This is a genomic window from Streptomyces sp. NPDC091292 (assembly GCF_044757265.1).
Taxonomy (GTDB): Bacteria; Actinomycetota; Actinomycetes; order Streptomycetales; family Streptomycetaceae; genus Streptomyces.
Genome location: NZ_JBIVUQ010000031.1, coordinates 48,705 through 72,537, shown reverse-complemented (window position 1 = coordinate 72,537; position 23,833 = coordinate 48,705). Strand labels below are relative to the sequence as shown.

Genomic DNA, 23,833 nt, shown 5'->3' with positions numbered 1-23,833 from the left:
GGACCTCGGGCTCCTCGCGCCCGGGTTCAGTGGGCCGCCGTCCCCAGCGCCCCGCGTTGCGGTACCACCGACCCCGTCGGGACCGCTCGTTGGCGGGCCGGGGTGCCTGTCCAGCAGGTGCCTCGGCGGGAGAGGAGGCGGCGGAGCCACAGCTCCAGGGAGACCAGGTCGGCGAGGCCGTCCAGGGGCAGGGGTTCGCCGTCCGCCGCCGCGCGGAGCGCCTTGCGGACGACGCGCGCCTCGACCAGCCCCGCGTCGGCGAGCAGGGGCGTGTCGAAGAGGGTCATCAGGTCGAGGGCGGCAACCCGCAGCCCCTTGCGCGCGGCGGTGGCGTTCGTGGCGTGCGACGGGGCGCCCCAGCCGTCCGGCAGGTCGGCGACTCCGGCGCCCTCCAGGACGGCGCGCAGGATGTCGGCGCGTGCGCCGGGCCGTACACGGAGTGCTTCGGGGAGGGCACGGCACGCGCGGACGACCTGGTTGTCCAGGAACGGCGCGTGCAGGCGCTGGAATCGGACCTCGGCGGCCTGCTCCAGTACGCGCAGGTCGGCCGCGTGCCGGGCGAGGGCCGCACGCGCGCGGAAGTCGCCGGGACGCTGCCCGGGGCCCGGTCCCGGGCGGGTGGTGGCGTTCTGGAGGCGAACCGATACTTCGGCGAGCGCCTCACCGGTCAGCCAGCGCGCGGCGGGCCCGGGTCTCGCCCAGGTGAGGGCCGCGAGCGAGGCCCCTACGGCGCCGCCCGGTTCGTCGAAACGGCGGCGCAGGAGCCGGTCGGCGAGGCCGTCGACGCCCGCGCGGTAGGGCGTACGCGCGAGTCGGCGGGCGGCGCCGTACACGCGCGCGGGGACCATCATCGAGACCGAGTCGTCGGCCTTGGAGAGGGCGGCGACCGGCCGCAGCAGATGGCGCCGTTTACGGTCCATGAGGAGGTCGGCCAGGCGCGCGGGGTGGGCGTCGAGCACCTGCCGTGCGCCGTATCCGGTGAAGTGGTCGGCGCTGCCCGACGCCAGCCGCGCGCGGTGGCGTGCGGCGGTGATCAGCGAGGGTCCCGGTTCGTCGGTCAGAGGGCCGTCGAGGTCGGCGTACGGGAGGGCCTCCTCGCCGGCCGCGACGACGACGTGGTGCAGGCGCGGGTTGGCGGCGATGGTCCCCGCGCGCTGGAGTTCGGCTTCCCTGCCGCCGACGGCGAGATCGTTGAAGGTGACGGCCAGCAGGCGTTCGCCCGCGCCGGTGCCGTGGCCGAGCAGGGTCCCGGGCATGCCGGGCAGTCCGGCGGCGAGCAGGGCGAGGGTGCCGGACGCCGGGCCGCCGGACAGGTCGGCGCCGATGCCCGCCACGGGCATACCGCGCCCGGCGCGCCGCTCAGCGGGCCCCATGCCCGGTACGGGCCCGGGGTCGATGTCGTTGCCCGGAACGTGCCGCGGGGCGGCCAGGCGGGCCCGTACGGCCTCCACAAGGGCGTCTCTGACGCCGTCCACGGCGCTGGTCGCGTCGGCGGCGGGCGCGGCGACGGCGAGCGACGCCACGGGCTCGTAGCCGGCGATCTCGCGGGCGCCCGCGCGCAGGATGAGCGCGTGGCCCGGCGGGATGCGGTGGACGCCGAGGTAGGGCGTCGAGTCGTGCAGGGCCTCGGGGACGTCGGGCGCGGCGAGCAGGGCCGCGAGGTGGCCGATGTCGAGGTGCGCCTCGATGAGGTCGGCGAGGGGCAGTGCGGCGGTGGCGTACGCCGTGCCGCCCGCCCAGGGCGTATGGAAGACGGGGCGCGCCCCCGCGAGGTCACCGGCGACCATGACGCGGCGGCCGACCTGGACGACGGCCGTGTAGCTGCCCGCCCATGCGGTGAGGTGCCGCAGTGCGCCCCCGCGCGCGGCGAACAGGGCGACGCGCAGTTGCTCGTCGGTCGCGGCGCAGGTGCCGAGTACGGCGATACGGGTCTGGGCGTCGGCCTTGACGACGCGGACCTCGTCGGGGCGCCAGTCGCCGACGGCCCACAGGGGATCCGGGTCGCCCCACAGGAGTTGGGAGCCGACGGGGTGCAGGGTCTCGCCGTCCGGTCCGGTGGCACCGGCGGAGCCCGCGTGGGCGTGCCCCGCGGTGGTACTGCTCCACCCCACCAACCACCGCATCGTCGCCTCCACAGCCTGTGGACAACCAGTGCACTTCACGAACTCGGCACCATGCTGCCACGAAGGAGGCTCGTGGGAGGGGCTCCGGGGTTGCTCGCGCACACCCGCATGCGCCCCTGGCAAACCCACGCCAACTCGCAGGCCAACCGCACACCACCGCGCGGGCCGACCCGCACACCACTCGGGACGCCGACCCGCACACCGCTCCGGACGCCGGCCCCGGCGCCACCCCGGCCGCCGACACCCCGCGAATCGCGCGCGATCCCGGCCGATCCCGACCCGGTCCCCCGGCGACCCCGACAACCTCCGGGCGCCCCACCCGCCCCGGCCCGATCCCCTTACGGAAAGCGGTAGTTGACCGATAAATGACGCAGCTCCCGCGCGCGGGAGACCACTTCCGGACCCCGATCACCCCGTAACCCATGGGCGAGATTCGGCCAAATCGCCGAGGGCTGACCGGGCAGGGGTCGGGGCCCGCCGGCGTGCGGGTACAACGCACAGTCCGGGAGGTGGAGTTCACCTCCCGGACCGGTCCGCCACCCGCGGGGATGAAGGCGGCGGTGTCCCCCAGCCCACTGGATCCAGTTCAGCGGGCCGACCCACGCACGCTCCATGGAAGCGGTTCGGCCATGGCCGGAGAAGAGCGCACGCACGGGCGCACGGCCACACGGGCGGAGCACGCCAGGACCGGTACGGCACTTCCGCGCGGGCAACAATCTCGCCATCCGGAACTATGCCTCTTAACGCATGGGATGCACCGAACTACGCTGTGTGTGTCTGTGTTGCGCGGAGGCATATTCCTCTGGAGTCGGCCACATGCTCATTCGGTCGGCGGCCGGGGAGCTGCCTCCGGGACAACACGGCACGAATGCCGCGCGGTGGTGCCATCGCCGCGGCAGCCGTCTGTGTCGAGGGGTGGCGCATGTCCAGGGAGCAACGCGGGCCGAACGAAAAGCTCGGCACCGTTCTCGCCCTCGCGGGAATCAGCAATGCAGGACTCGCGCGGAGAGTCAACGACCTCGGCGCTCAGCGCGGGTTGACACTTCGCTACGACAAGACGTCCGTGGCCCGCTGGGTGTCGAAGGGCATGGTGCCCCAGGGCGCCGCCCCGCACCTGATCGCGGCGGCCATCGGACAGAAGCTCGGCCGCCCCGTACCGCTCCACGAGATCGGTCTGGCGGACGCGGATCCCGCTCCGGAGGTGGGCCTCGCCTTCCCCCGGGACGTCGCCGCGGCGGTGAAGTCCGCGACCGAGCTGTACCGGCTCGATCTCGCCGGCCGCCGGGCCGGCAGCGGCGGCATCTGGCAGTCGCTCGCCGGTTCCTTCGCCGTGAGCGCGTACGCCACGCCCGCGTCGCGCTGGCTGATAACCCCGGCCGACAGCTCCGTCGCGCGCGACGCGAGCCCGGCCGAGGACAGTGCGGCGGCCCTGAAGGTGGGCCACAGCGATGTACTGAAGCTCCGCGAGGCCGCCGAGGACGCGCGCCGCTGGGACTCCAAGTACGGCGGCGGTGACTGGCGTTCGTCGATGGTCCCGGAGTGCTTGCGCGTCGAGGCGGCGCCGCTGCTGCTCGGCTCGTACTCCGACGAGGTGGGCCGGGCGCTGTTCGGCGCCTCCGCCGAGCTGACCCGGCTCGCGGGCTGGATGGCCTTCGACACCGGCCAGCAGGAGGCCGCGCAGCGGTACTACATCCAGGCGCTGCGCCTCGCGCGCGCGGCGGCCGACGTACCGCTCGGCGGCTACGTCCTGGCGTCCATGTCCCTCCAGGCGACCTACCGCGGTTTCGGCGACGAGGGCGTCGACCTCGCGCAGGCCGCACTGGAGCGCAACCGTGGCCTGGCCACCGCCCGCACCATGAGCTTCTTCCGGCTCGTCGAGGCACGCGCGCACGCGCGCACGGGTGACGCGCACGCCGCGGGCGCCGCCCTGCGAGCCGCCGAAGGCTGGCTGGAGCGCTCACGCGACGGCGACAACGACCCGTCCTGGCTCGGTTTCTACTCCTACGACCGGCTCGCCGCCGACGCCGCCGAGTGCTACCGCGATCTGAAGGCGCCCCGCCAGGTCCGCCGCTTCACGGAACAGGCGCTGTCGAAGCCGACGGAGGAGTTCGTCCGCTCGCACGGGCTGCGCCTGGTCGTGTCGGCGGTCGCCGAGCTGGAGTCCGGGAACCTGGACGCGGCCTGCGAGCAGGGCGTACGGGCCGTGGAGGTCGCCGGACGGATCTCGTCGGCGCGGACCACCGAGTACGTGAAGGACCTGCTGCACCGGCTCGAACCGTACGGGGACGAGCCGCGCGTCGTAGAGCTGCGGGAGCGGGCCAGGCCGCTGCTGATGGCACCGGCCTGACCGGACCGGAGCGCGCCGCGCCACTGCCGCGACGTCTGCCGGACCCCCCGGTTTGACGGCATTGTCAGTGGCGCAGTGCACTATCGAAGCCGGGAGGTGGAACGCGTGGGGTACGACTGCGATGTGCTGGTGATCGGCGGCGGGATCGTCGGCCTGTCGACGGCGTATGCGCTCACGCGTGCCGCGCCCGGGACCCGGGTCGCGGTGCTGGAGAAGGAGCCGGGCCCCGCGCGCCACCAGACGGGGCGCAACAGCGGCGTGATCCACAGCGGTGTGTACTACCGGCCCGGCTCGCTCAAGGCCCGGTATGCGGTCAAGGGCGCCGCCGAGATGGTGAAGTTCTGCGCGGAGTACGACATTCCGCACGCGGTGACGGGGAAGCTGATCGTCGCCACGGACCGTGCGGAGCTGCCGCGGCTGCACGCCCTGGTGCAGCGCGGCCGGGAGAACGGCATTCCGGTGCGCGAGCTGGGCCGCTCGCAGATCGCGGAGTACGAGCCGGAGGTCCGGGGGCTCGCCGCGATCCATGTCGGCACGACGGGCATCTGCGACTACACGGCCGTCGCGCGGCGGCTCGCCGAGGCGTCGGGGGCCGAGCTGTACTACGGCGCCGATGTGGTCCGGATCGACCGGCGCCCCACGCGCGGGGTGGCCGTTCTGACGGCCGACGGGACCGTCGTCCGGGGCCGGGCCCTCGTCAACTGCGCGGGGCTCCACTGCGACCGGATCGCCCGCCTCACCGGGGACGAGCCCGGGATGCGGATCATCCCCTTCCGAGGGGAGTACTACGAGCTGGCGCGGCCCGAGCTGGTGCGGGGGCTGGTGTATCCCGTACCGGATCCGGCCTTTCCGTTCCTCGGCGTGCACCTCACGCGCGGGATCGACGGCGGCGTCCACGTCGGGCCGAACGCGGTGCCGGCGCTGGCGCGCGAGGGGTACGGCTGGGGGACCGTGCGGCCGGGTGACGTGGCCGGGACCCTCGCGTGGCCCGGGGCGTGGCGGATGGCGCGGGAGCACTGGCGGTACGGGGGTGGGGAGCTGTGGCGGTCCGTGTCCAAGGGGGCCTTCGCGCGGGCCGTGCGGAAGTTGTTGCCGGCGGTGGAGTCGGGGGATCTGGTGGCGGCGGACGCGGGGGTTCGGGCGCAGGCCGTTTTGCGGGACGGGTCGTTGGTGGATGACTTCTTGCTGCGGGAAGGGGTGCGGGCGGTGCATGTGCTGAATGCGCCTTCGCCTGCGGCTACCGCTTCGCTGCCGATCGGGCGGGAGGTGGCTCGTCGGGCCCTGCGGGCCTTGGACGCGGGGTAGGTCTTGTTGCCGGTTGTCTTCGGGGCCTGTCGGTCCCGTTGTGCCCACCCTCCCCCAGTCTCGGCTTCGCTCGACCGGGAGGTACCCCCATCGCCGTGCGGAACGCCTGCCCACAACGGGACCGACAGGCGGTCGGCTCGGTCGGCGCTGCGCGCACAACGGGGCCGGTGGGCGGTCGCAGCCGACCCTCTGCGTCCGCGACCTGCCCCTTTGGTGCCGTCCTAGAATGGCCGCACTGTGTATACGTACGACGAATCCCCCCAGCCCTCAGCCCCCCGGCCCGCCGCCCGTCCCCGGCCCATGTTCGCCGTCGGGGAAGGGCCCGCTGCTGATCCCGCTGGGGCTCATTTCGATCGGCGGATTCGTAGTTTTCAGCCTCGGCGGAGTCGGGTGACGCGGGGGCAGGGTGAGGCGATTCGGCGGCTCTGGCCGCAGTGGGGGCTCGACATCGACGGGCAGCGGGTCCTCGATCTGGACGCCCTGTTCGGTGGTCTCCCCGTCGTCCTGGAGATCGGGTTCGGGATGGGCGAGGCGACCGTACGGATGGCCGCCGACGACCCGGGCACCGGCATCCTCGCGGTCGACGTGCACACCCCCGGCCAGGGCAATCTGCTCAACCTCGCCGAGCAGGCCGGCCTCACCAACGTCCGCGTGGCCAACGGCGACGCGATCATCCTGCTCACCGAGATGCTCCGCCCCGACAGCCTCGCCGGGCTGCGCGTGTACTTCCCGGACCCGTGGCCCAAGAAGCGGCACCACAAGCGCCGCCTCATCCAGCCCGAGTTCCTGACGCTCGCGGCGACCCGGCTGGCGCCCGGCGCGCTGGTGCACTGCGCCACCGACTGGGAGCCGTACGCCGAACAGATGCTCGACGTGCTGACCGCGCACCCGGACTTCGAGAACACTCAGGAGAACGCCCAGGAGGACGGCGGGTACGCGCCCCGGCCGGCGTTCCGTCCGCTCACCCGCTTCGAGGGTCAGGGGCTCGACAAGGGGCATGTGGTGCGTGACCTGCTGTTTCGCCGAGTATCCGGCGAGTAGCCGCCCCGTAGAGGACAGCGCAGGGACAGCGCGGGGAGTTGATCCGGCCGTTCCGGGCCGTCCGACGCACCGTCGCGGTCGGCCCGTTCCCCCTTTAGGGTCAACAGGGTGGCCACCCCTCCCCCGTACCCGACGCACGACCCCGGCGCCCCCGCCGGGGCGGCGCTCAGGGCCGGGACGGCCGTCCGGGCCGGGACCGGGCGTCCGCACTGGTGGCAGCGCCGGGCGATACGTGTCACCGCCCTCGTCACGCTCCTCGCCCTGTCCGGCCTCGTCATCCTGGCGCTCGTACGCGAGCAGACCGGCACCCAGGGGTTCCTGGTCGGCCTCGGGCTCGCCGTACTGCCCGTACCGCTGCTGCTCGCCGCGTTCCGCTGGCTGGACCGGGTGGAGCCGGGGCCCTGGCGGAACCTGATCTTCTGCTTCGCCTGGGGTGCCTGCGCCGCCGCGCTGATCTCGATCGTCGCGAACAGTTTCGCCACCCGCTGGATCGCCACCGCGACCGCCGACCCGACCAGCGCGGACACCCTCGGCGCCACGGTCATAGCGCCGGTCGTCGAGGAGTCGGCGAAGGCTGCCGCGATCCTGTTGATCTTCCTGTTCCGCCGGCGCGACTTCACCGGCATCCTGGACGGGGTGGTGATCGCGGGGATCACCGCCACCGGCTTCGCGTTCACCGAGAACATCCTCTACCTCGGCACCGCCTTCGGCACCGACCAGCTCAGCGGGGACCGCGGCCTCACCTCGGTCACGGCGGCGACCTTCTTCGTCCGCGTGGTGATGTCGCCGTTCGCGCACCCCCTCTTCACCGTGCTGACCGGCCTCGGCTTCGGCATCGCGGCCCTCTCGGCGGACCGCCTCCGCGTGCGCCGCATCCTGCTCCCGCTCACCGGGCTGCTGCTCGCGATGGGCATGCACGCCCTGTGGAACGGCTCGTCCACCTTCGGCGACTACGGCTTCTTCGCGGTGTACGCGGCCTTCATGGTGCCCGCGTTCGCACTGCTGACCTGGCTGGTGATCTGGACCCGCCAGCGGGAACTCCGTACGGTCCGCGCCGAGCTGCCCGCGTACGCGGCGGCGGGCTGGCTGACCCCGCCGGAGCCCTTCGCGCTCGGCTCGATGCGCGCCCGCCGCATCGCCCGCGCGTACGCGACCCGCACCCAGGGCAAGGCGGCGGCGCGTGCGGTCGCGGAGTACGAGGCGTACGCGACGTCGCTCGCGTTCCTGCGGCACCGGGTCCTGCGCGGGCGGGCGGGCGCCGACTTCGCCGTACGGGAACGGGAACTCCTGAGCGCCCTGTGGTCGCGGCGGGACGCGGCGCGGCCGGCCCTGACGTACGCGGCGCAGGCCACCGCGCCGCCGGTCGTCGTGGTGCCACAGCAGTGGCAGGGGCCGGGGCCGGGCGGGCCTGTGGGGTACGGGACATACGCGAACCCGAACCCTTATGCGAACCCGAACCCGAACCCGAACCCGAATCCGTACGCGTACCCGCCGTACCCTCACCCCGCCTACAACCCGTACCAGACCTACTAGGTACCGGCCCCCGTCAGGCCGACGCCTCCGTCAGCGTGCGCAGTTCGGCCGGCGTCAGTTCCAGGTCGGCCACCGCGATGAGGGCCGGAAGCTGTTCGACCGTGCGGGCGCTGGCGAGGGGCGCGGCGACCGTCGGGCGGGCGGCGAGCCAGGCGAGGGCCACCGTGGCAATCTCGGCGTTCCGCTCCCGCGCCACCGTGTCCAGGGCGGCCAGTACCTTGCGCCCGCGCGCGGTCTCCAGGTGCTTGGCCGCGCTGCCCGCCCGCGCGCTGTCGACGGTGGTGCCGGGCCGGTACTTGCCGGTGAGGAAGCCGGCGGCGAGCGCGTAGTACGGGACGGCGGCGAGCCCCGAGCGGGACGCGACCTGCTGGAGCGGGCCCTCGTACGTGTCGCGCGAGACGAGGTTGTAGTGCGGCTGGAGCGCCGCGTACCGGGCCAGGCCCTCGCGGTCCGAGAAGTCCAGGGACTCCTGGAGCCGCTCGGCGGTGATGTTGGACGCGGCGACGGCGCGGACCTTGCCCGCCGTCACCAGGCCGTCGAGGGCGGTGATGATCTCCTCGACCGGCACCGACGGGTCGTCGAAGTGGGTGTAGTAGAGGTCGATGTAGTCGGTGTCGAGGCGGCGCAGCGACGCCTCGGCCGCGGCCTTGATGGTGGGCGCGGCGAGGCCCTTGAAGTCGGGGTGGCTGCCGACCTTGGTGGCGACGACGACGTCCGCGCGGTTGCCACGGGCGGTGAGCCACTTGCCGATGAGGGTCTCGGACTCCCCGCCCTGGTTGCCGGGCACCCAGGACGAGTAGGTGTCGGCGGTGTCGACGAAGTTGCCGCCGACGGCGGTGTAGGCGTCGAGTACGGCGAAGGTCTCGCCCTCGTCGGCGGTCCAGCCGAAGACGTTGCCGCCGAGGGCGAGCGGGAAGACTTCGAGGTCGGAGGAGCCGAGGCTGCGTAGGGATGTCATAGGTGCAGCCAACACTCTTACGGGGGCGGGCATTCCGCCCCACGCCGCCAGGGCCCGCTACGACCAGCTATAGCCGGTTACGTCCCGCTACGGCTGGTCAGGGATTGAGACCCTTGCTCCGCAGCCAGGCCATCGGGTCGATCCCGGTGCTGCTGCCGCCCGGGTGGACCTCCAGGTGGAGGTGGGCCCCGGTGACGTTGCCCGTGGCGCCCACCCGGCCGATGACCTCGCCGGTGGTGACCTTCTGGCCGACGCTGACGCTGATCGAGGACTGGTGGCAGAACCACAGCTCCGTACCGTCGTCGAGCGTGAGGATCGTGCGGTAGCCGTAGGAGCCCGACCAGCCGGCCTCCGTGATGGTGCCGCTGTGCACCGCCTTGATCGGGGTGCCGGTCGGGGCGGCGAAGTCGAGGCCGGTGTGCTGGCCGGACGACCACAGCGAACCGGATTCACCGAAGGTCGAGGTGATCGTGTACGAGGAGGTCGGGAGGGCGAAGCTCTTCGCGAGCTTGGCCAGGCGCTCCTTCTCCGCCTTGGCCTTGGCCTCCTCCTCGGCCTTCTTCTTCTCGGCGGCGGCCTTGGCCTTCGCCTTGTCCTGCTCGGCGGCGGCGTCCGCGGCGGCCTTCTTGGCGGCGGCCTCCTCGGCGGCGACGCGCTCGGCGGTGTCGGCCTGGTCCTGCTGCTGCTCGGCCTGTTCCATGATCCGTGCGCGCAGCGCCTCGCCCGCGTCGGTGGTGCCCTGCTGGGCGTCGGTCGCGGTGATGCCCGCGCCGGTGAGGGGGGCCGCGACGGTCTGCGCCGGGGCGGGGTCGTCCGCGATGAGGGCGCCCACGCCCGGCAGGGACTTGGCGTCCGGGAGGGAGTCGGTGACCGCCGACATGTCCGGCATGGCGATCCGGACGGGCGGCTTCCCGCCCTGCGCGGTGGCGATGCCGCCCGCGCCGACGGCGGCGATCACGCCGACACCGAGGACCGTGGAGCTGCGGGCGAGTCCGCCGCGCTGCTTGGCGACGCGGTGCCTGCCGCGTACGGGGCGTATGGACTCCTCAGTGGGGTTCCATTCCCCCCGCTCCTCCTCGGCGACGGCCGGGCCGTACGCGGATCCGAAGGGTTCGGATGATCCGAAGGGTTCGAATGGTGCGAAGGCCTTCGGGCGAGGTGAGGCTTCGGGGGCAGGCGGGTTGGACGCCACTGAGGCGTACTCCTTTCCTTCCTTCTCGCCTACCGGGTTAGCTGACGGGTTCGGAGCAGGAAGGTCTCCTACCGGCATCCTTCGGCGAGGAAGGATGCCCGATTCACCCCAAGTGGTGGTTCCCCGGTTCCCTTGCGGGATTCGGCGCGTGCGCACGGAGCCGCCTCTTGTGACGGCTGGGACGACCGCGCTGCGTTATCGAACGTTAATAGACGGCGGGGCCGGATTCCAAGCGGTTCCGGTTGATCGTTAAAGGCTTTGGCCTGGACTTTACGGGACAGTGAGGGGCGGAATCGGGCGAGTTGACGGCACACCTGGGGGTTTCTTGACGTGACTGTCAGCTGATAGTTCGTCACTTGTTATGCGGAGGGCTGCCGTTCGATCACGCATGGTGATAGGGCGGGCGACGCGGGAGGGCGTCAGGGTGCGTCAGGGTGCGTCAGGGTGCGTCAGGGTCTTCGTAGGGCGATGAGCGCCATGTCGTCCGTGCTGCCGCCGCCCGTGTGCTCCCGCACCTCGCGGGCGACGGTGGTGAGCAGGGCGCCGGGCCCCGGGAAGGTACGGCCCTTCAACCGCTCGGCGGGATCGTAGAAGACCCCTTCGCCGTCGCGGGCCTCGGACAGCCCGTCGGTGTAGATGAGCAGGGTCGCGCCGTACGGGAAGTGCGCCTCGTCGGAACGGTCGGGCCAGCTCCCGAGGTCGGTCATGCCGAGCGGCAGCGCGGGCTGGGCCGGCGAGAGGACGCGCAGCTCCCCGTCGCCGTGCAGGAGCAGCGGTTCGGGGTGGCCGCGGTTGACGATCCGGACGATGTCCTCGCCGTGCGGGATCTCCGCGAGCAGGGCCGTGGTGAAGCCCTCGAAGTCGTCGATGCCGCGGCGTCGGGTGCCCTCGCGCTCCAGGGCGCGTTCCAGGCGCTGTGCCACCGCCTCCAGGGTGCTCTCCTGTTCGGCGGCCTCGCGGAACGCGCCGATCACCACGGCGACGGCCGCCACCGCGCCCATCCCCTTGCCGCGTACGTCTCCGACGACGACGCGGACCCCGTGCGGGGTGTCCTGGACCGCGTAGAGGTCTCCCCCGATGAAGGCGTCGGCCTGCGCCGCCTCGTAGCGCGCGGCGACGTCGAAGCCGCCGATCCGCTCGGCCGGTTCGGGCAGTACGGCGCGCTGGGCGGCCTCGGCGATCTCGCGGGCGCTGGCAAGTTGGGCGTCACTGCGGCGTACGAGGGTGTTGATGAGGATGGCGAGTACGGCGACGGTGACGATCGTGACTATCTCGGTGAAGCCGGCGATGTCCGTGACATTGCCGCGGTCAAAGCGGAGGCCGAGGACGGCGAGGGACGCGAGGGTGCCGGCGATGATCGTGGCGCCGATGCCGTAGAAGGGGGCGGCGGCGAGCGGGGCGGCGGCGAAGAGCGGGGCGGCCGTGAACTGGGGCGGGGTCAGGGCGTCGAACAGCAGTCCGCCGGCGATGAGGAGCCAGGGCAGGGAGCGTACGAAGCCGCGGGCGGGGGTGGAGCGGCGGTGCCGGGCGGGGCCGCGGTGGGGTGTGGCGGCTTCGGCCGGGGGGTCGAAGGTGCCGGGGACGAAGTCGCCGGAGGGCCGGGGTGGCGTGGGGGGAACCTCGGGATGGCCGGAGACCTCGGGGCGGGTGGGTTCGGCGGGAACACGGCCCTCATGCTCACCGTCGTGTCCGCCTGGCTGCGCCACCGGTCATCTCTCCCGCCGCCTCCGCCGTACCGCCGTCACGCCCGTCATCGCGCCCCACCAGATTTCCCGTAGCGGGGGCGGGGGGCGAGCCGGTACGGGCCGACCGGGTGAGAGGGCCGGACAACGCCGAAGGCCCGGAAGCTGACGCCTCCGGGCCTTTGACCTTGAGTAGCGGGGACAGGATTTGAACCTGCGACCTCTGGGTTATGAGCCCAGCGAGCTACCGAGCTGCTCCACCCCGCGTCGGTGAACCCAACTATACGCCATCCGAGCGCCCCCTCACGCCGCCGGACCCTTCTCGGAAAAGTGGCCAGATCACCGACAGGTACCGGAGATCTGGCCACTTTCTGAAACAGGGTAGGTCTGCTCGGCGGCGTGTCAGTCCTTCTCAAGCCGGAGGGCGGTATCGCAACCGAGAGTCTGTTCATACCTGGCGGAGCCTTGCTGGTACTCGTACCGGCACCCTTGAAGGTTCCCCTTGATGGGCCCCGTCGCCTCCAGGCGGACCATGTAGAAGATGTCGCCCGTTTTCCCGGCCTTGACCCGGATTTCCTCGCGTACGTAGTTGGTCAGGCGGTCGAACCTCGGTGCCTGGGAGGCGCCTTCGCGGGCCAGCAGCGGGACGCCTTCCGTGTCGGACCGGTCGAAGGCGCCGTATTCGAGGACCTTGAGCCCTGCGGGCACGTGGGTCATCTCGACACCCGTGAGGACGATGTCCACGGACGACGAGTTCCGCAGCTCGGGAAAGGCGACCCACCAGATGTCGCCGACCTTCACATGGCTGTTCCCGAGGGTCCCCATGGTCTGTATGCCGCCATTCAGCGCCTGCCCGCGGCGGGCCCCGGATTCCCCGGCGACGAGGAGGCAGACAGCCGCGGCGACCGCGACCCCTCGTACCGCTGATTTCATGCGCCAACCGTCCTTCTCTTCCCACGCGCTGACCGAGCTGCTCGTCATCCAAGCAGCTCGCCGTCGGAGGGGGCGCGGGAGGAGGAGGTCAGCGGCGGGCCAGTTGGCGTTCTCCTGCTGTGCCGGGGGTGTACGGGAGGCCGTAGTGCTGGAAGATCGGTTCTTCCTGGTCGGCGGGGAGTACGTCGTCGGTGCCGATCGACGGGCTGTCCTTGACCAGGGTGCGGTCGTAGTTGACCTTGAGGTAGTTGGGGCCGACGGTGGCCGCGTTGAGGGGGACGAAGACCAGGCGGTAGCGGGTCGGCAGGCCGGTGCGGACGGTGGCCATGGCCGGCTCGTCGGTACGGGTGTCCACGTACACCGCTTCGAGGGTGCCGATCTTGTGTCCGTCCCGGTCGTTGACGGCGTAACCGCGCCACTCGCGGACGTCGCTCACCTCGATCATCGTGGTTCCTTTCGCGGGCCCCCAACGGTTCCCCAACGGTTCCCCACCAGTTTTCTCAGTGTGCCTCCGGGCGCTCCGCCGAGCTACCGGACGGCCGCCGCTCGGTCAGCCAGTAGAGGAGGGCGAGGACCGGGAGTGCGGCGCCGAGGGCGGTGACGGCGGTCCAGCCGGCCGCGTGGTACGCCAGCGAGCCGATCTCGGAGCCGAGGGCGCCGCCGATGAAGAAGGTGGCGATGAAGGCGCTGTTCAGGCGGGCGCGGGCGGCGGCGTCGAGCTGGTAGATCGTGTGCTGGCCCAGGATGAGCGAGGTCTGCACGGCCATGTCGAGCAGGATCGCCGCCAGCGCGAGGAACACGATGCTGTGCTGCCCGAAGCCCGCCACCGCGAAGCCCACGGCGGCGACCGCGAAGGCGACACCCGTCACGGGATGGACCAGACCCCGGTCGGCCCAGCGGCCCGCGAACGGCGCGATGGCCGCACCCGCCGTGCCGACCAGGGCGAACAGACCGACACCGATGGCGGAGTAATGGAATCCGGGGCCCGTGAGGACGTACGAAATCGTCGTCCAGAAGGCGCTGAACGCGCCGAACATCGCCGCCTGGTACAGCCCCCGGCGCAGCAGCACGGGGTGGGTGCGGGCGAGGCGGGCCGTGGAGCGCAGGACCTGGCCGTACGGGACGTCCGTCGTCGGCTCCTGCCGGGGCAGGGCCACGCGCAGCGCCACCGCGAGGAGCGCCATCAGGACCGCCGAGCCGAGGAACACCACGCGCCATCCGGCCACGTCGGAGACCAGACTGCTGACCGTGCGGGAGAGCAGGATGCCGGTGAGCAGGCCGCTCATCACGCGGCCGACGATGCGGCCCCGGACCTCGTCGGGGGCGAGGCTCGCGGCGAACGGCACCAGGATCTGGGCGACGACGGAGGTCGCGCCCGCGACGAGCGCGGCGATCAGCAGCATCGGGAAGCTGGTCGCGACACCGGCCACCGCGAGCGCGACCGTGGTGATCGTGAGCAGCACCGTGACGAGGTGCCGCTTTTCGAGGCGGTCGCCGAGCGGGACGAGGAAGAGCATGCCGACGACGTAGCCGATCTGGGTGAGCGTGATCAGGCCACCGGCCGCCGTCGTACTGAGGTGGAAGACGTCGCGCAGCTCGGACAGCAGGGGCTGGGCGTAGTAGAGGTTGGCGACGGTCATGCCGCACGCGACGGCGATGAGCGCGACCAGCCAGCCGGGTATGCCGCCGGCAGCACCCGGTCCGGGCACTGGGGCCTCGGCGCGGGTTCCGGCGGCGGCGGGGACGTGGGGTGTGGGTTCGGCAGCCATGTCAGCTTCAGCGCCCGCGCGGCGGCCCCGCTTCCCCTCTCGAAGCGATGGTTCGAGATATCGGTCATCTCGGATGGAGATGAGCGGCCCCGTGCGAGGCCCGGCTCACGTCATGTGGGCGAGCAGGGCCGCCACCGCCGGCGGCGGGTCCCCGTGCGGCCGGACCACCAGGACCGTCCAGCGCGGCGCGTGCCGTTCGAAGCGGTAGGTGCGCAGGTCGGGGAAGCGGGCGGCGACCGAGACGGGCATGACGCAGACACCGAGGTCGTTCCGTACGAGGTCGGACGCGGCGAAGATGTCGTTGACCTCGAACGTGGTCTCCCGCTCGACGGACGCCGCGCGGAACGCCTGGTCGGCCGCGAGACGGATGGCCCAGCCCGGCGTGAAGTCGACCAGGGGCAGCCGGGCCGCGTCGGCGAGCGCGATCTTGCCGCCGCTGAGCAGCGGTACGGAACGCTCGGGCGCCGTCATCAGCACCATCTCCTCGCGGGCCAGCAGCCGCGTCACCAGACCACGCTGCTGCCGCCGGTCCAGCGCGAGCACCGCCACATCCACGGTGCCCTCGCGCAGCGCCTGCCGGATGTCGGTCACCGCGGCCTGCCGCAGCCGGACCACGACGCCGGGGTGCTCGGCGCGGAGGGCGGCGAGCGGGCGGTGAAGGTCGGCCCAGACGCCCTGCATGGTGCCGACGGTCACCCGTCCGCGCAGCTCGCCCCGGGCGGTGTCGACGGCGGCCCGCGCCTGCTCGGCCGCCCGCAGGGCATGACGCGCGGCCGGTACGAACGCCTCGCCGGCCGGGGTGAGGGAGACCCGGTGCGTGGTGCGGTCGAAGAGGGCGGCGCCCAGCTCCCGTTCGAGGGTGCGGACCGTACTGGACACGGCGGACTGCACGACACGGAGCCGCTGCGCAGCCGCCGTGAACCCGCCCTCCTCGGCCACCGCGACGACGACTTCCATCTGCCGCAGATCCATCCGCACTCCCCAACCGGACCGCCGTCGCACCGAATGTCACGCGAGGAAACGCTCCCGTACGACAAGGCCCGGCGCCGCCTCAGCGCGCCGTAACCGCGAAACCGGCCCCGAAAAGACGGCGATCCCCGTACCCGGAGTGCGTAGCGGGGACGACCCCCCCTCCCGTCAGAACCCGCTCCCGTCGGACCCCGTCAAGCCGCCGACCGCGACCACCGCACCCCCACCCACGCCTGCCGCAACTGCCGCCCCCACGCACACCGGTCCGTATCCGAACTGCACCCGACACACTCGTCGTAGTGGTCCATCAGACACCGGAACGCCTCCCCCGCCGGCTCGTCCGCCACATGCGCGGCGGCCTGCGCGAGCGCGTTGTGGAGGCGGGCCGGGTCGGTGAGGGGCGCGGTGTCCCGGGTCGGCGGCACCCGCCAGTGCGGACCGGACGTGCGCTGCGGCCCGGGGACCGCGACATGCGCCGCGTCACCGAGGACGACGATCCGCGCCCCGTCCGGCATCTGCCAGTGCGCCGCCTCCCCGGTCGGCACGAACCAGTACAGAATGTCGCCACCCGGATCCTCGATGACGGCACCCGTGTCCCCGCCGAGGCGGCCGAGCGCTTCCAGTCCGGTGGCGCGCGGCACCCGTACCGCGTCCCACCACTTGCCGGCGGGGCGCAGCGACACGGTGCGGCCGGCGGGCATCCATTCCATCGTGGGCGTCTTCACCATGCGCTCAGCCAAGCGTGACAGGCGGTGTCCGCGCGATCCCCCGCCGGTAATCTCACCGTGGGATTACTTCCCATCTTGTGTGCGAACACCGGGGGTTACGCCATGGCGGTGGCCGGAGCGATCGAGCTGCCCGACTGGGCGTGGGAGCGCGCCGACGTGCGCCAGGCCCTGCGCGGACGCGACATCGGCGCGGTCTTCCGGTACGTCCAGCGGTACTCGGGCGCCAGTCAGGGCCGTATCGCCTCGGCCGTCGGCATGGCGCAGGGCCGGGTGAACGAGATCATCAACGGCCGCCGCGAGGTGTCCCGGCTCGATGTGTACGAGCGGATAGCGGACGGGCTGCGCATGCCCGACGACGCCCGCCACCTCCTGGGCCTGGCGGCAGGCCGCGAGAAACGCTCCAGCGGCGCGGCGTTCGATCTCACCGCGTTCCCCGAGGTGGTACGGGTGTACGCGGCCCAGAACTCCGCCGCCGAGGAGATACAGCAGCAGGCGCGCGTGGCACAGGAGTTGGACGTACTCGCCGTACGCGGCCTCGGCCTCATCGGGCTGAACGACTCCCTCCTGCGCGCCTGCCTGCCCCGCGAACTCGGCGGCACCGGACTCCGCGTCCGCATCCTCCTCCTCGACCCGGACAGCGACGCCCTCGCCCAACGCGCCGCCGAGATAGGCGAATCCGCCGAATCGCTCGCCGGCGGGGTACGTCTGGCCGAGGCCCGTCTGCGCGCGCTGGCGGACACCTGCGACATCCAGGTGTACCGGTACGGCACCCTCCCCACCTGGCGCCTCATCCGCACCGACAGCACGATGTTCGTCGGCGCCTTCGACCGCGGCTGGGAAGGGCACGAGTCAGCGACGTACAAGGTGATAGCGACACCGCACGGGCCGCTGTTCCGGGGGTTCCGACGGATGTTCGAGGCGGTCGTCGAGGGCGCGCACCGCACGGTCTGACAAGAGGGGACCCGTCCGTGATCGAGGCCGAACTGAAGGCGCGGGTCCGAGCACCCGAGACGGTCGTACGCCACCTCGCCGCACGCGCCGACGCCCGGGTCGAGGTGTACGAGGACACGTACTACGACCGCCCCGACGCCGCCCTTGAGCGGGCGGACCAGGAGCTGCGCCTGCGTACCGTGCGCGGCCCCGACGGCACCCGCCGCACCCTGCTCACCTTCAAGGACGCCCCGGTCGACGAGGCGTCCGGCTCCAGGCCCGAATACGAGACCGCGGTCGCGGACGCGCCGGCCGCGCACGCCGTCCTGCGCGGCCTCGGCCACGTCGAACTGATCGCCTTCGAGAAGCACTGCCGCAGCTACGCCTTCGCGGCGCACGGCCACCGGATGCTCGCGACGCTGGTCCGCGTCCCGGAAATCGACGGCACGTTCCTGGAGCTCGAAACCCTCGTACCGGACGAGGCGTCCCTGACCGCCGCGCTGGACGCCATCCGTACGGTGCTGGCCGAACTCGGCATCGCGGCGGGCGACTTGACCGGGGACACGTACACGGACGCGGTACGCGCGTACCGCCGCTGACCCTCGGAGCAAGCGTCAGTGGACGCAGACATGGGGGGCCGGGGCGCCCTCGGCCGGAGGCTCGCTCGCGGCGGCGGCGCGCGCCACGTCGTCCAGCAGACGCAGACGTTCCGCCCGGTCCAGATAGCGGCCCGCGACCAGGACGGAGTCGATCCGCCGGGTGTGGCGGATGTCGGTGCGCGGGTCCGCGTCGAGGACGAGCAGGTCGGCGCGGTCGGCGGGCAGGCCGAGCATGCGGGCCGGCTCGGTGGTCGCGGCGCGCAGCACGTCCCGGGTGGGCAGTCCGGCTTCGGCGAGGAGTTCCATCTCGTGGTGGACGGAGAAACCGGGGACCGCGTAGCCGGTACCGGTGTCGGTGCCGGCGGCCAACGGCACGCCCGCCCGGTGCAGTTCACCGACGAGCCGGAGCCGGTGCTCGTAGATCCGCTGGATACGGGCGGTGTCCTGCGCGGTGCGCCCCGCGGTGAGGCCGGCCCATATGTCGGGCCAGGAGTCCGTCACCCAGCGGGGAAGGTACTTGAACTCCGGTGAATCGGTGGGCAGTTGATCGGTGCGCTCCAGGGAGTGGTGGACGGTGAGGGTGGGGACGACACGGGTGCCGTTGGCGGCGAGCCGGTCGAACAGGGCGCGGGTGCGGCCGACGTCGTACGTCCGTACCGCCTCCCACTCCACCGGGTGCACCTGCCGGAACCAGCTCCCGTATCGCTCGAAGCTGGAGCCGAGCGCGGGGTCGATCCGGACCTTCGCCAGGGCCCGCCTGATCTCGCGCTCGCGGGCGGAGGTGGCGAGGAGCAGGGCGTGAAGGTGCTCGATGGACTGCTGCCCGGCGTCGCTCGCGCGGGCGATCGGCAGGTTGTCGGGGCAGTGGCCCGCGTAGCGCAGCCCCTGACGGCGGCACTCGTCGGCGATCGCCTCGTACGCCTCGGGGCTGAGCCGCGAGTACACCTTGACGAAGTCGGCGCCGCCCGCCTTCACCTCCCGCACGGCGCGGCGCGCGGACGCGGCGTCGGCGACCTCGATGAAGCGCTGGCCGGTGTCGTCGGCCCAGATCGAGGGGCGCCCGTCGATGATGGGACTGGAGATCACCCAACGGGGACCGAGGAGCGTGCCCGCACGGACCTTCTCCCGCCACTCGTGATGCACGGGCGAGCCCCACATCTCACGGACCGCGGTGACACCGTTCAGCGGAAAGAGCGGCGGCAGCACGTCCTCGGGCCCGGAGTTGTGCACATGCGCCTCGACGAGACCGCCCGGGACGACGAACTTGCCGGTCAGGTCGTAGGTGGTCGCTCCGCGGGGGATGGGGACGTCGGCGAAGCGGCCGGTGCGGGTGATGCGGCCGTCGGTGATGAGGATGGTGTGGTCGGGCCCGCTTGTACGTATGTCTCTGCCGGGGTTGAGGAGGGTGGCGTGGGTGAGGGCGATGGTGGGGTGGGGGCGGTTCGGCGCCTTGTGGGGTATGGGGGTTACGGGGATTACGGGGGTTACGGGGGTTACGCGGGGTACGGCCGCGGCGGCGGGGGCGGCGGCCAGAAGGGCGCCGCCGGTCACGGCGGCCGATGCGGCGAGGGCTTCACGTCGAGTGGGCATGACACCACTGTGGTCGCGGGCCGGGTCTCGATCACGGGTTCTGGACGGTGAGTTGGGGGTGGTGATGACACCACCCCATGGGATCTGGCCGGAAATGGGGAGGGGACATCATGACGGGCTCCTGGTACGTGCTGACCGAGGAAGGCCGCGTGGATTTCCAGCGCCGCCAGTGCTGCTACCAGCAGGAATGGCAGCTGACTCGCACCCAGCATGTGGAGGGGGACAGGCAGGAGGCGGAAGCCGCGGGACTGAGGGTCGCCAAGACCCATGTGCCCGAGGGGTTCCACCTGTACCCCGGGGACACACCACGGCGCAGTGTCTTCGTCCTACGAGAGGGCTCGTGGCTGGTGAGTCTGGGGATCCGTCAGGCCGAGGTGCACTTCCGGGTGAGTGTGGGCGAGTTGGTCCACACGGCGGAGGAGAGCACCGCGCCGCGTCCGGCTCCGGTGGCGGGCCGGGGTCACCACACCCTGGCGTGGCTGAAATTCCTGGTCACGGGTTCCTTCTGACGCGTCAGCTCTGTTCTCCGGGCCAAGCGGCGCAGGCCATGACCTCGAACCCCCGGCTGGGGAAGACGGCGTCCATGAAGAAGTCGTGCATGGTCTCATCGGCGTCGGCGCAACCGTCACGGAGCACGGTCACCCGGTAGTCACGGTCCGCCGCGTCGTAGCACGTGGCGGCGACCATCGCGCTGGTCGCGACGCCGGCGATCGCGAGAGTGCTGACGCCGTTCGCCCGCAGCACAAGGTCAAGATCGGTGCCGGTGAAGGCGCTGGCGCGACGCTTCAGCACGACGACGTCCTCGTCCGCGACGGGCAGGGCGATCTCGGTCCCGGTCGACCCCTCATGGAAGGCGTCACCGGCTTCGTAGAACGACCTGAAGAGTGCGTTGCCGGGTGGCAGGTCGGCCCCGTTGCCCCGGATGGCGAAGTGCACGAACACGACGAGGACACCGGCGGTGCGGGCGCGGGGCAGCAGTTCGGCGAGCGGCGGGACGACCCGCCTGGCGAACGGGTAGCCGGTGGTGATGCCCTGCTGGATGTCGCCGATGATCAGTGCGGTGGTCACGACAGACTCCCCTGTCCAGTCCCTGCTGTGCCTTCGATTCCGCGCGCAGGCGAAGCTACCAGCCGGGGCGGTGTGGCCGACCGTTGACGGGGACCCGGCGTCACCGCGGACACCGAATCCGCCAAATACCCCGCCGCGTGTGGCGGCCCCTCTCCCTCCGGGAAGACACCGGTTGACGTGAGTTCCCGAAGGGAGGCCGTGCGATGGCGAAGGCGAGCAGGCGGACGATCGTGGTCGCAGGCTTCGGGGGAGCCGTACCCATCCTGATCGCCCTGCTGGTCATCGCCACCGTTGGTCAGAGACTCGGCGAAGTGGCATCGGGGCTCATCGGGGCAGCGGCAGTCCTTGCTTCCGCCCTGACGGTTCGATTCCTCCTGCCGGAGGGCGACGGACCGGGAAGCGATGGCTTCGGTGGGGGCGTGGGGATGTGAACTCCGGAGACGACCTACGAGCCGGAGTGGTCGATCACGTTGCCGTTGGAGCAGTTGTTGCGGTGGTTCCCTGTCCAGTCACTGAGCGCGGGGACGACGGCCAGTTCCTGGATACAGACGTCCGCAGCGGTGAAGTTCCAGTTGTTCGCGGCGTTGACTCCTGAACCAAAGTTGCTGTCGTTGTCGGCGAACGCGGGCGTGGCCATACCGGCCGCAGCAAGCGCGACGGCAGCGATACCAATGATCTTCTTCATGCCCGGGGAACGACCACGGCCGCTTCGGGATACGCGGGGATACGCAGGGATACACACCACCTGCCTCTCACCTGACCAACCCATGTCGTTCCGTACGAAAGAGGGCGACCACCCTTGAGGCTCCAACGCCGGCGCACGACTTCTTGAGAAGGGGTCGGCCCCAGGTCGTACAGCTTCTGACCTGGGGCCGGGCGGTAGGCCGTGTGGGACTCGAACCCACAACCAATGGATTAAAAGTCCACTGCTCTGCCAATTGAGCTAACGGCCCGCATCCCGCAGCATAGCGGGGTCCCGGCGGCGACCGTGGACCCGTCCCCGGCGGCGGGCAGGGCGTACACCCGGACGCGCACGGAGGTCGACGGACTCGGGTGGACGCAGCCCGCGGGCACCGGGCGCCCGCGAACACCCATCCTCCCACCCCCACCCCACCCCCCGCCCCCGAGTTTCCGACCCCCTACCCCTCCCCCCGATCCGATTTCAGGAACCACCGCCTCGCCGACGCGAACCACCACGTTGCCGCGAAGCCCAGGACGACCAGGACCGCGATCGGCGCGTAATTGAAGGTCTCCCAGGTGACCGGTGAGACCTGCGGGAGCATGAACAGGACCGTGATCACGCCGACCCACACCACCGCCACCACCCCGATGGGCCGGGACCAGCGGCCGAGGTGCCACGGGCCCCGCTCGAAGTCGTCGCCCTTGCGGAGCCGCAGCAGCGTCGGGACCACGTACGCGATGTAGAGGCCGATGACGGCGATCGAGGTCACGGCGGCGTACGCGGTGACGTTGATCAGATACGGGAGTCCGAGGACGAGTGCGCCGAGCGCCGCGAGCCACACCGCCGCGACCGGTGTACGGGTCCGGGGGCTCACCGTGTGCCACACCCGCGAGAACGGCAGCGCGCCGTCCCGGGAAAAGGCGTAGATCATCCGGCTGTTGGCCGTGACGGACGCCATGCCGCAGAAGAGCTGCGCGCCGACCACGACAAGCAGCAGCAGCTTGCCCGCGGTCGCGCCGAGCGCGTCGAGGAGGATCTGCGCGGGCGGCGCCCCGGTCGGCGACGTGAGGGCCTTGTCGTACGACTGGATGGCGAAGGTGAAGCCGAGCAGGAGGACGAATCCGGCGATCCAGGACGTCCAGATGGAGCGGACGATGCCCTTCGGGCCCGCCGTGGACGCGTCGTGGGTCTCCTCGGTCATGTGCGCCGACGCGTCGTACCCCGTGAACGTGTACTGGGCCATCAGCAGGCCGATCAGGACGACGTACAGACCGCTGCCCCAGCCCGTGTTGTTGACGAAGTGCGTGAAGACGAAGGACGCCGACTGGTGGTGGTCGGGCGCGAAGGCGAGGGCTCCGACGATGACCGCGACGCCGAGGACGTGCCACCACACGCTGACGCTGTTCAGCAGGCCGACGATCCGTACGCCGAAGGTGTTCAGCAGGCCGTGCAGGACCAGGATCGCCGCGAAGAGCAGAATCGTGCGGCCGGGCGTCACCTCGAAACCGAACTGGAGGTTCAGGTACGCGCCCAGGAACGACGCCGCGCCGAAGTCGATGCCGGCGGTGACGGCGACCTGGCCGAGGACGTTGAACCAGCCCGTGAACCACGCCCACGCGGCGGCCGACCGGGGCGGCGCGAGCCGGTGCGCCCAGAAGTACAGGCCCGCCGACGTGGGATACGCCGAACAGATCTCCGCCATCGCCAGGCCCACGAACAGGGTCATCAGACCTACGCCGACCCAGCCCCAGGTGATCAGGGCGGGGCCGCCGGTGTTCATGCCGAACAGGTACAGGGTCAGACAGCCCGAGAGGACCGAGATGATCGTGAAGGAGACCGCGTAGTTGGAGAACGCCGACATGCGGCGCGCGAGGACCTGGGTGTAGCCGAGTTCGGCGAGGCGTTCCTCGTCCGTGAGGGGCGCGCCGGGCCGCTCCTCCGCCGCTGCGTCGCTTGTCATGCCCCCAGCAATTCCCCTTCGGAGGGCAAGGCATGCGCCACGAACGCCCCGCGCGTGGCTGAAAATTACCCCTCTCCATGACGAGAGCGGGCTCCTCCGTCTGGAGGAGCCCGCTCTCAGTCAGTCAGGCAGGCATGTCGCTACGACTGTCAGCGACCCTCAGCCGTTGCGCTTCCAGCGCGGCTTCTCGTCGCGGCGGCCGTAGCCCGTGCCCGAGCCGGAGCCCGAACCCGTGCCGGGGCCGCTGCCGCGGTGGTCGTCGCGGCGGCCGTACGGGCGGTCGTGGCCGCCGGTGCGGTGGCCGCCCGCGGGGCGGTCGTCGCGGCGGTCGCGGTTGAACGGGCGGTCGCTGCCCCGGTGTCCGGTCGACGGGCGGTCGTCGCGACGGAACCCGCCACGGTCGCCACCACGGTCCCGGTCACGG

General features: G+C 71.9%; 21 protein-coding genes, 2 tRNA genes, 1 pseudogene and 1 riboswitch. Of the genes and pseudogenes, 8 read left to right on the top strand and 16 right to left on the bottom strand.

The window, feature by feature from the left end:
* Positions 1 to 26: 26 nt before the first annotated feature.
* Positions 27 to 2,123 (bottom strand): asparagine synthase-related protein, encoded by a 2,097-nt coding sequence (locus tag ACIQNU_RS40935; RefSeq protein ID WP_401376903.1) that lies wholly within the window; start codon positions 2,121 to 2,123, stop codon positions 27 to 29.
* Between the two features lie 922 nt (positions 2,124 to 3,045).
* Here ACIQNU_RS40935 and ACIQNU_RS40930 point away from each other — a divergent pair.
* The 4 genes from ACIQNU_RS40930 (at position 3,046) to ACIQNU_RS40915 (ending at position 8,349) form a co-directional block, all read left to right on the top strand.
* A complete protein-coding gene (locus ACIQNU_RS40930; protein ID WP_401376901.1) occupies positions 3,046 to 4,470 on the top strand; it encodes an MFS transporter in 1,425 nt (474 codons plus the stop codon).
* Between the two features lie 96 nt (positions 4,471 to 4,566).
* A complete protein-coding gene (lhgO, locus tag ACIQNU_RS40925; RefSeq protein ID WP_401376925.1) occupies positions 4,567 to 5,775 on the top strand; it encodes an L-2-hydroxyglutarate oxidase in 1,209 nt (402 codons plus the stop codon).
* A 300-nt stretch (positions 5,776 to 6,075) separates the two neighbouring features.
* Positions 6,076 to 6,816: a tRNA (guanosine(46)-N7)-methyltransferase TrmB gene (gene trmB / locus ACIQNU_RS40920; protein ID WP_401376898.1), complete on the top strand. Its 741-nt coding sequence runs from the start codon at positions 6,076 to 6,078 to the stop codon at positions 6,814 to 6,816.
* Between the two features lie 108 nt (positions 6,817 to 6,924).
* Entirely contained in the window at positions 6,925 to 8,349 is a 1,425-nt protein-coding gene (locus ACIQNU_RS40915; RefSeq protein ID WP_401376895.1) for a PrsW family intramembrane metalloprotease, read from the top strand.
* A 13-nt stretch (positions 8,350 to 8,362) separates the two neighbouring features.
* On the opposite strand, the gene ACIQNU_RS40910 is transcribed toward ACIQNU_RS40915, so the two are convergent.
* The 9 genes from ACIQNU_RS40910 to ACIQNU_RS40870 form a co-directional block, all read right to left on the bottom strand.
* Positions 8,363 to 9,307 carry an aldo/keto reductase gene (locus tag ACIQNU_RS40910; RefSeq protein ID WP_401376893.1) on the bottom strand — a complete coding sequence of 315 codons (945 nt, stop codon included), beginning with the start codon at positions 9,305 to 9,307 and terminating at the stop codon, positions 8,363 to 8,365.
* Positions 9,308 to 9,404: 97 nt separating this feature from the next.
* Positions 9,405 to 10,499 (bottom strand): M23 family metallopeptidase, encoded by a 1,095-nt coding sequence (locus tag ACIQNU_RS40905; protein WP_401376890.1) that lies wholly within the window; start codon positions 10,497 to 10,499, stop codon positions 9,405 to 9,407.
* A gap of 11 nt (positions 10,500 to 10,510) precedes the next feature.
* Positions 10,511 to 10,656: riboswitch (cyclic di-AMP (ydaO/yuaA leader) on the bottom strand.
* 292 nt (positions 10,657 to 10,948) lie between these two features.
* Positions 10,949 to 12,205, bottom strand: coding sequence for a PP2C family protein-serine/threonine phosphatase (locus ACIQNU_RS40900; protein ID WP_401376887.1), 1,257 nt, complete (start codon positions 12,203 to 12,205; stop codon positions 10,949 to 10,951).
* A gap of 169 nt (positions 12,206 to 12,374) precedes the next feature.
* A tRNA-Met gene (locus ACIQNU_RS40895) sits at positions 12,375 to 12,448 on the bottom strand.
* Between the two features lie 135 nt (positions 12,449 to 12,583).
* A complete protein-coding gene (locus tag ACIQNU_RS40890; RefSeq protein ID WP_401376885.1) occupies positions 12,584 to 13,162 on the bottom strand; it encodes a hypothetical protein in 579 nt (192 codons plus the stop codon).
* A gap of 40 nt (positions 13,163 to 13,202) precedes the next feature.
* A complete protein-coding gene (locus tag ACIQNU_RS40885; RefSeq protein ID WP_401376882.1) occupies positions 13,203 to 13,559 on the bottom strand; it encodes a PRC-barrel domain-containing protein in 357 nt (118 codons plus the stop codon).
* 55 nt (positions 13,560 to 13,614) lie between these two features.
* Positions 13,615 to 14,883 (bottom strand): MFS transporter, encoded by a 1,269-nt coding sequence (locus ACIQNU_RS40880; RefSeq protein ID WP_401376879.1) that lies wholly within the window; start codon positions 14,881 to 14,883, stop codon positions 13,615 to 13,617.
* Between the two features lie 105 nt (positions 14,884 to 14,988).
* Positions 14,989 to 15,855: a LysR family transcriptional regulator gene (locus tag ACIQNU_RS40875; protein WP_401376876.1), complete on the bottom strand. Its 867-nt coding sequence runs from the start codon at positions 15,853 to 15,855 to the stop codon at positions 14,989 to 14,991.
* A 191-nt stretch (positions 15,856 to 16,046) separates the two neighbouring features.
* A complete protein-coding gene (locus ACIQNU_RS40870) occupies positions 16,047 to 16,580 on the bottom strand; it encodes a hypothetical protein (protein WP_401376873.1) in 534 nt (177 codons plus the stop codon).
* Positions 16,581 to 16,682: 102 nt separating this feature from the next.
* On the opposite strand from ACIQNU_RS40870, the gene ACIQNU_RS40865 reads away from it, so the two are divergent.
* A complete protein-coding gene (locus tag ACIQNU_RS40865) occupies positions 16,683 to 17,531 on the top strand; it encodes a helix-turn-helix domain-containing protein (protein WP_401376870.1) in 849 nt (282 codons plus the stop codon).
* A gap of 17 nt (positions 17,532 to 17,548) precedes the next feature.
* Entirely contained in the window at positions 17,549 to 18,109 is a 561-nt protein-coding gene (gene cyaB, locus ACIQNU_RS40860; protein WP_401376868.1) for a class IV adenylate cyclase, read from the top strand.
* Between the two features lie 15 nt (positions 18,110 to 18,124).
* On the opposite strand, the gene ACIQNU_RS40855 is transcribed toward cyaB, so the two are convergent.
* Positions 18,125 to 19,699 (bottom strand): hypothetical protein, encoded by a 1,575-nt coding sequence (locus ACIQNU_RS40855; protein WP_401376865.1) that lies wholly within the window; start codon positions 19,697 to 19,699, stop codon positions 18,125 to 18,127.
* Positions 19,700 to 19,809: 110 nt separating this feature from the next.
* On the opposite strand from ACIQNU_RS40855, the gene ACIQNU_RS40850 reads away from it, so the two are divergent.
* Positions 19,810 to 20,208, top strand: a complete 399-nt coding sequence (locus tag ACIQNU_RS40850) for a hypothetical protein (protein ID WP_401376863.1) — start codon at positions 19,810 to 19,812, stop codon at positions 20,206 to 20,208.
* Between the two features lie 4 nt (positions 20,209 to 20,212).
* Here the strand turns inward: ACIQNU_RS40850 and ACIQNU_RS40845 are convergent, their stop codons facing one another.
* Positions 20,213 to 20,767 (bottom strand): cysteine hydrolase family protein, encoded by a 555-nt coding sequence (locus ACIQNU_RS40845; protein ID WP_401376861.1) that lies wholly within the window; start codon positions 20,765 to 20,767, stop codon positions 20,213 to 20,215.
* 203 nt (positions 20,768 to 20,970) lie between these two features.
* Between ACIQNU_RS40845 and ACIQNU_RS40840 the strand changes: the two genes are divergently transcribed.
* The gene (locus ACIQNU_RS40840) at positions 20,971 to 21,198 is read left to right on the top strand and encodes a hypothetical protein (RefSeq protein ID WP_401376858.1); all 228 of its coding nucleotides are present in this window, start codon (positions 20,971 to 20,973) and stop codon (positions 21,196 to 21,198) included.
* Positions 21,199 to 21,212: 14 nt separating this feature from the next.
* Here ACIQNU_RS40840 and ACIQNU_RS40835 read toward each other — a convergent pair whose 3' ends face one another.
* From ACIQNU_RS40835 to ACIQNU_RS40820, 4 genes and pseudogenes are all read right to left on the bottom strand, one after another.
* Positions 21,213 to 21,452 carry a hypothetical protein gene (locus ACIQNU_RS40835; RefSeq protein ID WP_401376856.1) on the bottom strand — a complete coding sequence of 80 codons (240 nt, stop codon included), beginning with the start codon at positions 21,450 to 21,452 and terminating at the stop codon, positions 21,213 to 21,215.
* 195 nt (positions 21,453 to 21,647) lie between these two features.
* Positions 21,648 to 21,720 (bottom strand) — tRNA-Lys (locus tag ACIQNU_RS40830).
* Between the two features lie 186 nt (positions 21,721 to 21,906).
* A complete protein-coding gene (locus ACIQNU_RS40825; RefSeq protein WP_401376854.1) occupies positions 21,907 to 23,409 on the bottom strand; it encodes an amino acid permease in 1,503 nt (500 codons plus the stop codon).
* Positions 23,410 to 23,568: 159 nt separating this feature from the next.
* Positions 23,569 to 23,833: pseudogene (locus ACIQNU_RS40820) on the bottom strand (RNA helicase); the annotation flags it as partial.

Bases quoted from the DNA above. Each gene is read 5' to 3' on its own strand.
- ACIQNU_RS40865 (WP_401376870.1), top strand. From the start codon at position 16,683: ATGGCGGTGGCCGGAGCGATCGAGCTGCCCGACTGGGCGTGGGAGCGC.
- ACIQNU_RS40840 (WP_401376858.1), top strand. From the start codon at position 20,971: ATGGCGAAGGCGAGCAGGCGGACGATCGTGGTCGCAGGCTTCGGGGGA.
- ACIQNU_RS40835 (WP_401376856.1), bottom strand. From the start codon at position 21,452: ATGAAGAAGATCATTGGTATCGCTGCCGTCGCGCTTGCTGCGGCCGGT.
- ACIQNU_RS40930 (WP_401376901.1), top strand. From the start codon at position 3,046: ATGTCCAGGGAGCAACGCGGGCCGAACGAAAAGCTCGGCACCGTTCTC.
- ACIQNU_RS40885 (WP_401376882.1), bottom strand. From the start codon at position 13,559: ATGATCGAGGTGAGCGACGTCCGCGAGTGGCGCGGTTACGCCGTCAAC.
- ACIQNU_RS40850 (WP_401376863.1), top strand. From the start codon at position 19,810: ATGACGGGCTCCTGGTACGTGCTGACCGAGGAAGGCCGCGTGGATTTC.
- ACIQNU_RS40870 (WP_401376873.1), bottom strand. From the start codon at position 16,580: ATGGTGAAGACGCCCACGATGGAATGGATGCCCGCCGGCCGCACCGTG.
- ACIQNU_RS40875 (WP_401376876.1), bottom strand. From the start codon at position 15,855: ATGGATCTGCGGCAGATGGAAGTCGTCGTCGCGGTGGCCGAGGAGGGC.
- trmB (WP_401376898.1), top strand. From the start codon at position 6,076: ATGTTCGCCGTCGGGGAAGGGCCCGCTGCTGATCCCGCTGGGGCTCAT.
- ACIQNU_RS40910 (WP_401376893.1), bottom strand. From the start codon at position 9,307: ATGACATCCCTACGCAGCCTCGGCTCCTCCGACCTCGAAGTCTTCCCG.
- ACIQNU_RS40825 (WP_401376854.1), bottom strand. From the start codon at position 23,409: ATGACAAGCGACGCAGCGGCGGAGGAGCGGCCCGGCGCGCCCCTCACG.
- ACIQNU_RS40880 (WP_401376879.1), bottom strand. From the start codon at position 14,883: ATGGCTGCCGAACCCACACCCCACGTCCCCGCCGCCGCCGGAACCCGC.
- ACIQNU_RS40890 (WP_401376885.1), bottom strand. From the start codon at position 13,162: ATGACGAGCAGCTCGGTCAGCGCGTGGGAAGAGAAGGACGGTTGGCGC.
- ACIQNU_RS40855 (WP_401376865.1), bottom strand. From the start codon at position 19,699: ATGCCCACTCGACGTGAAGCCCTCGCCGCATCGGCCGCCGTGACCGGC.
- ACIQNU_RS40935 (WP_401376903.1), bottom strand. From the start codon at position 2,123: ATGCGGTGGTTGGTGGGGTGGAGCAGTACCACCGCGGGGCACGCCCAC.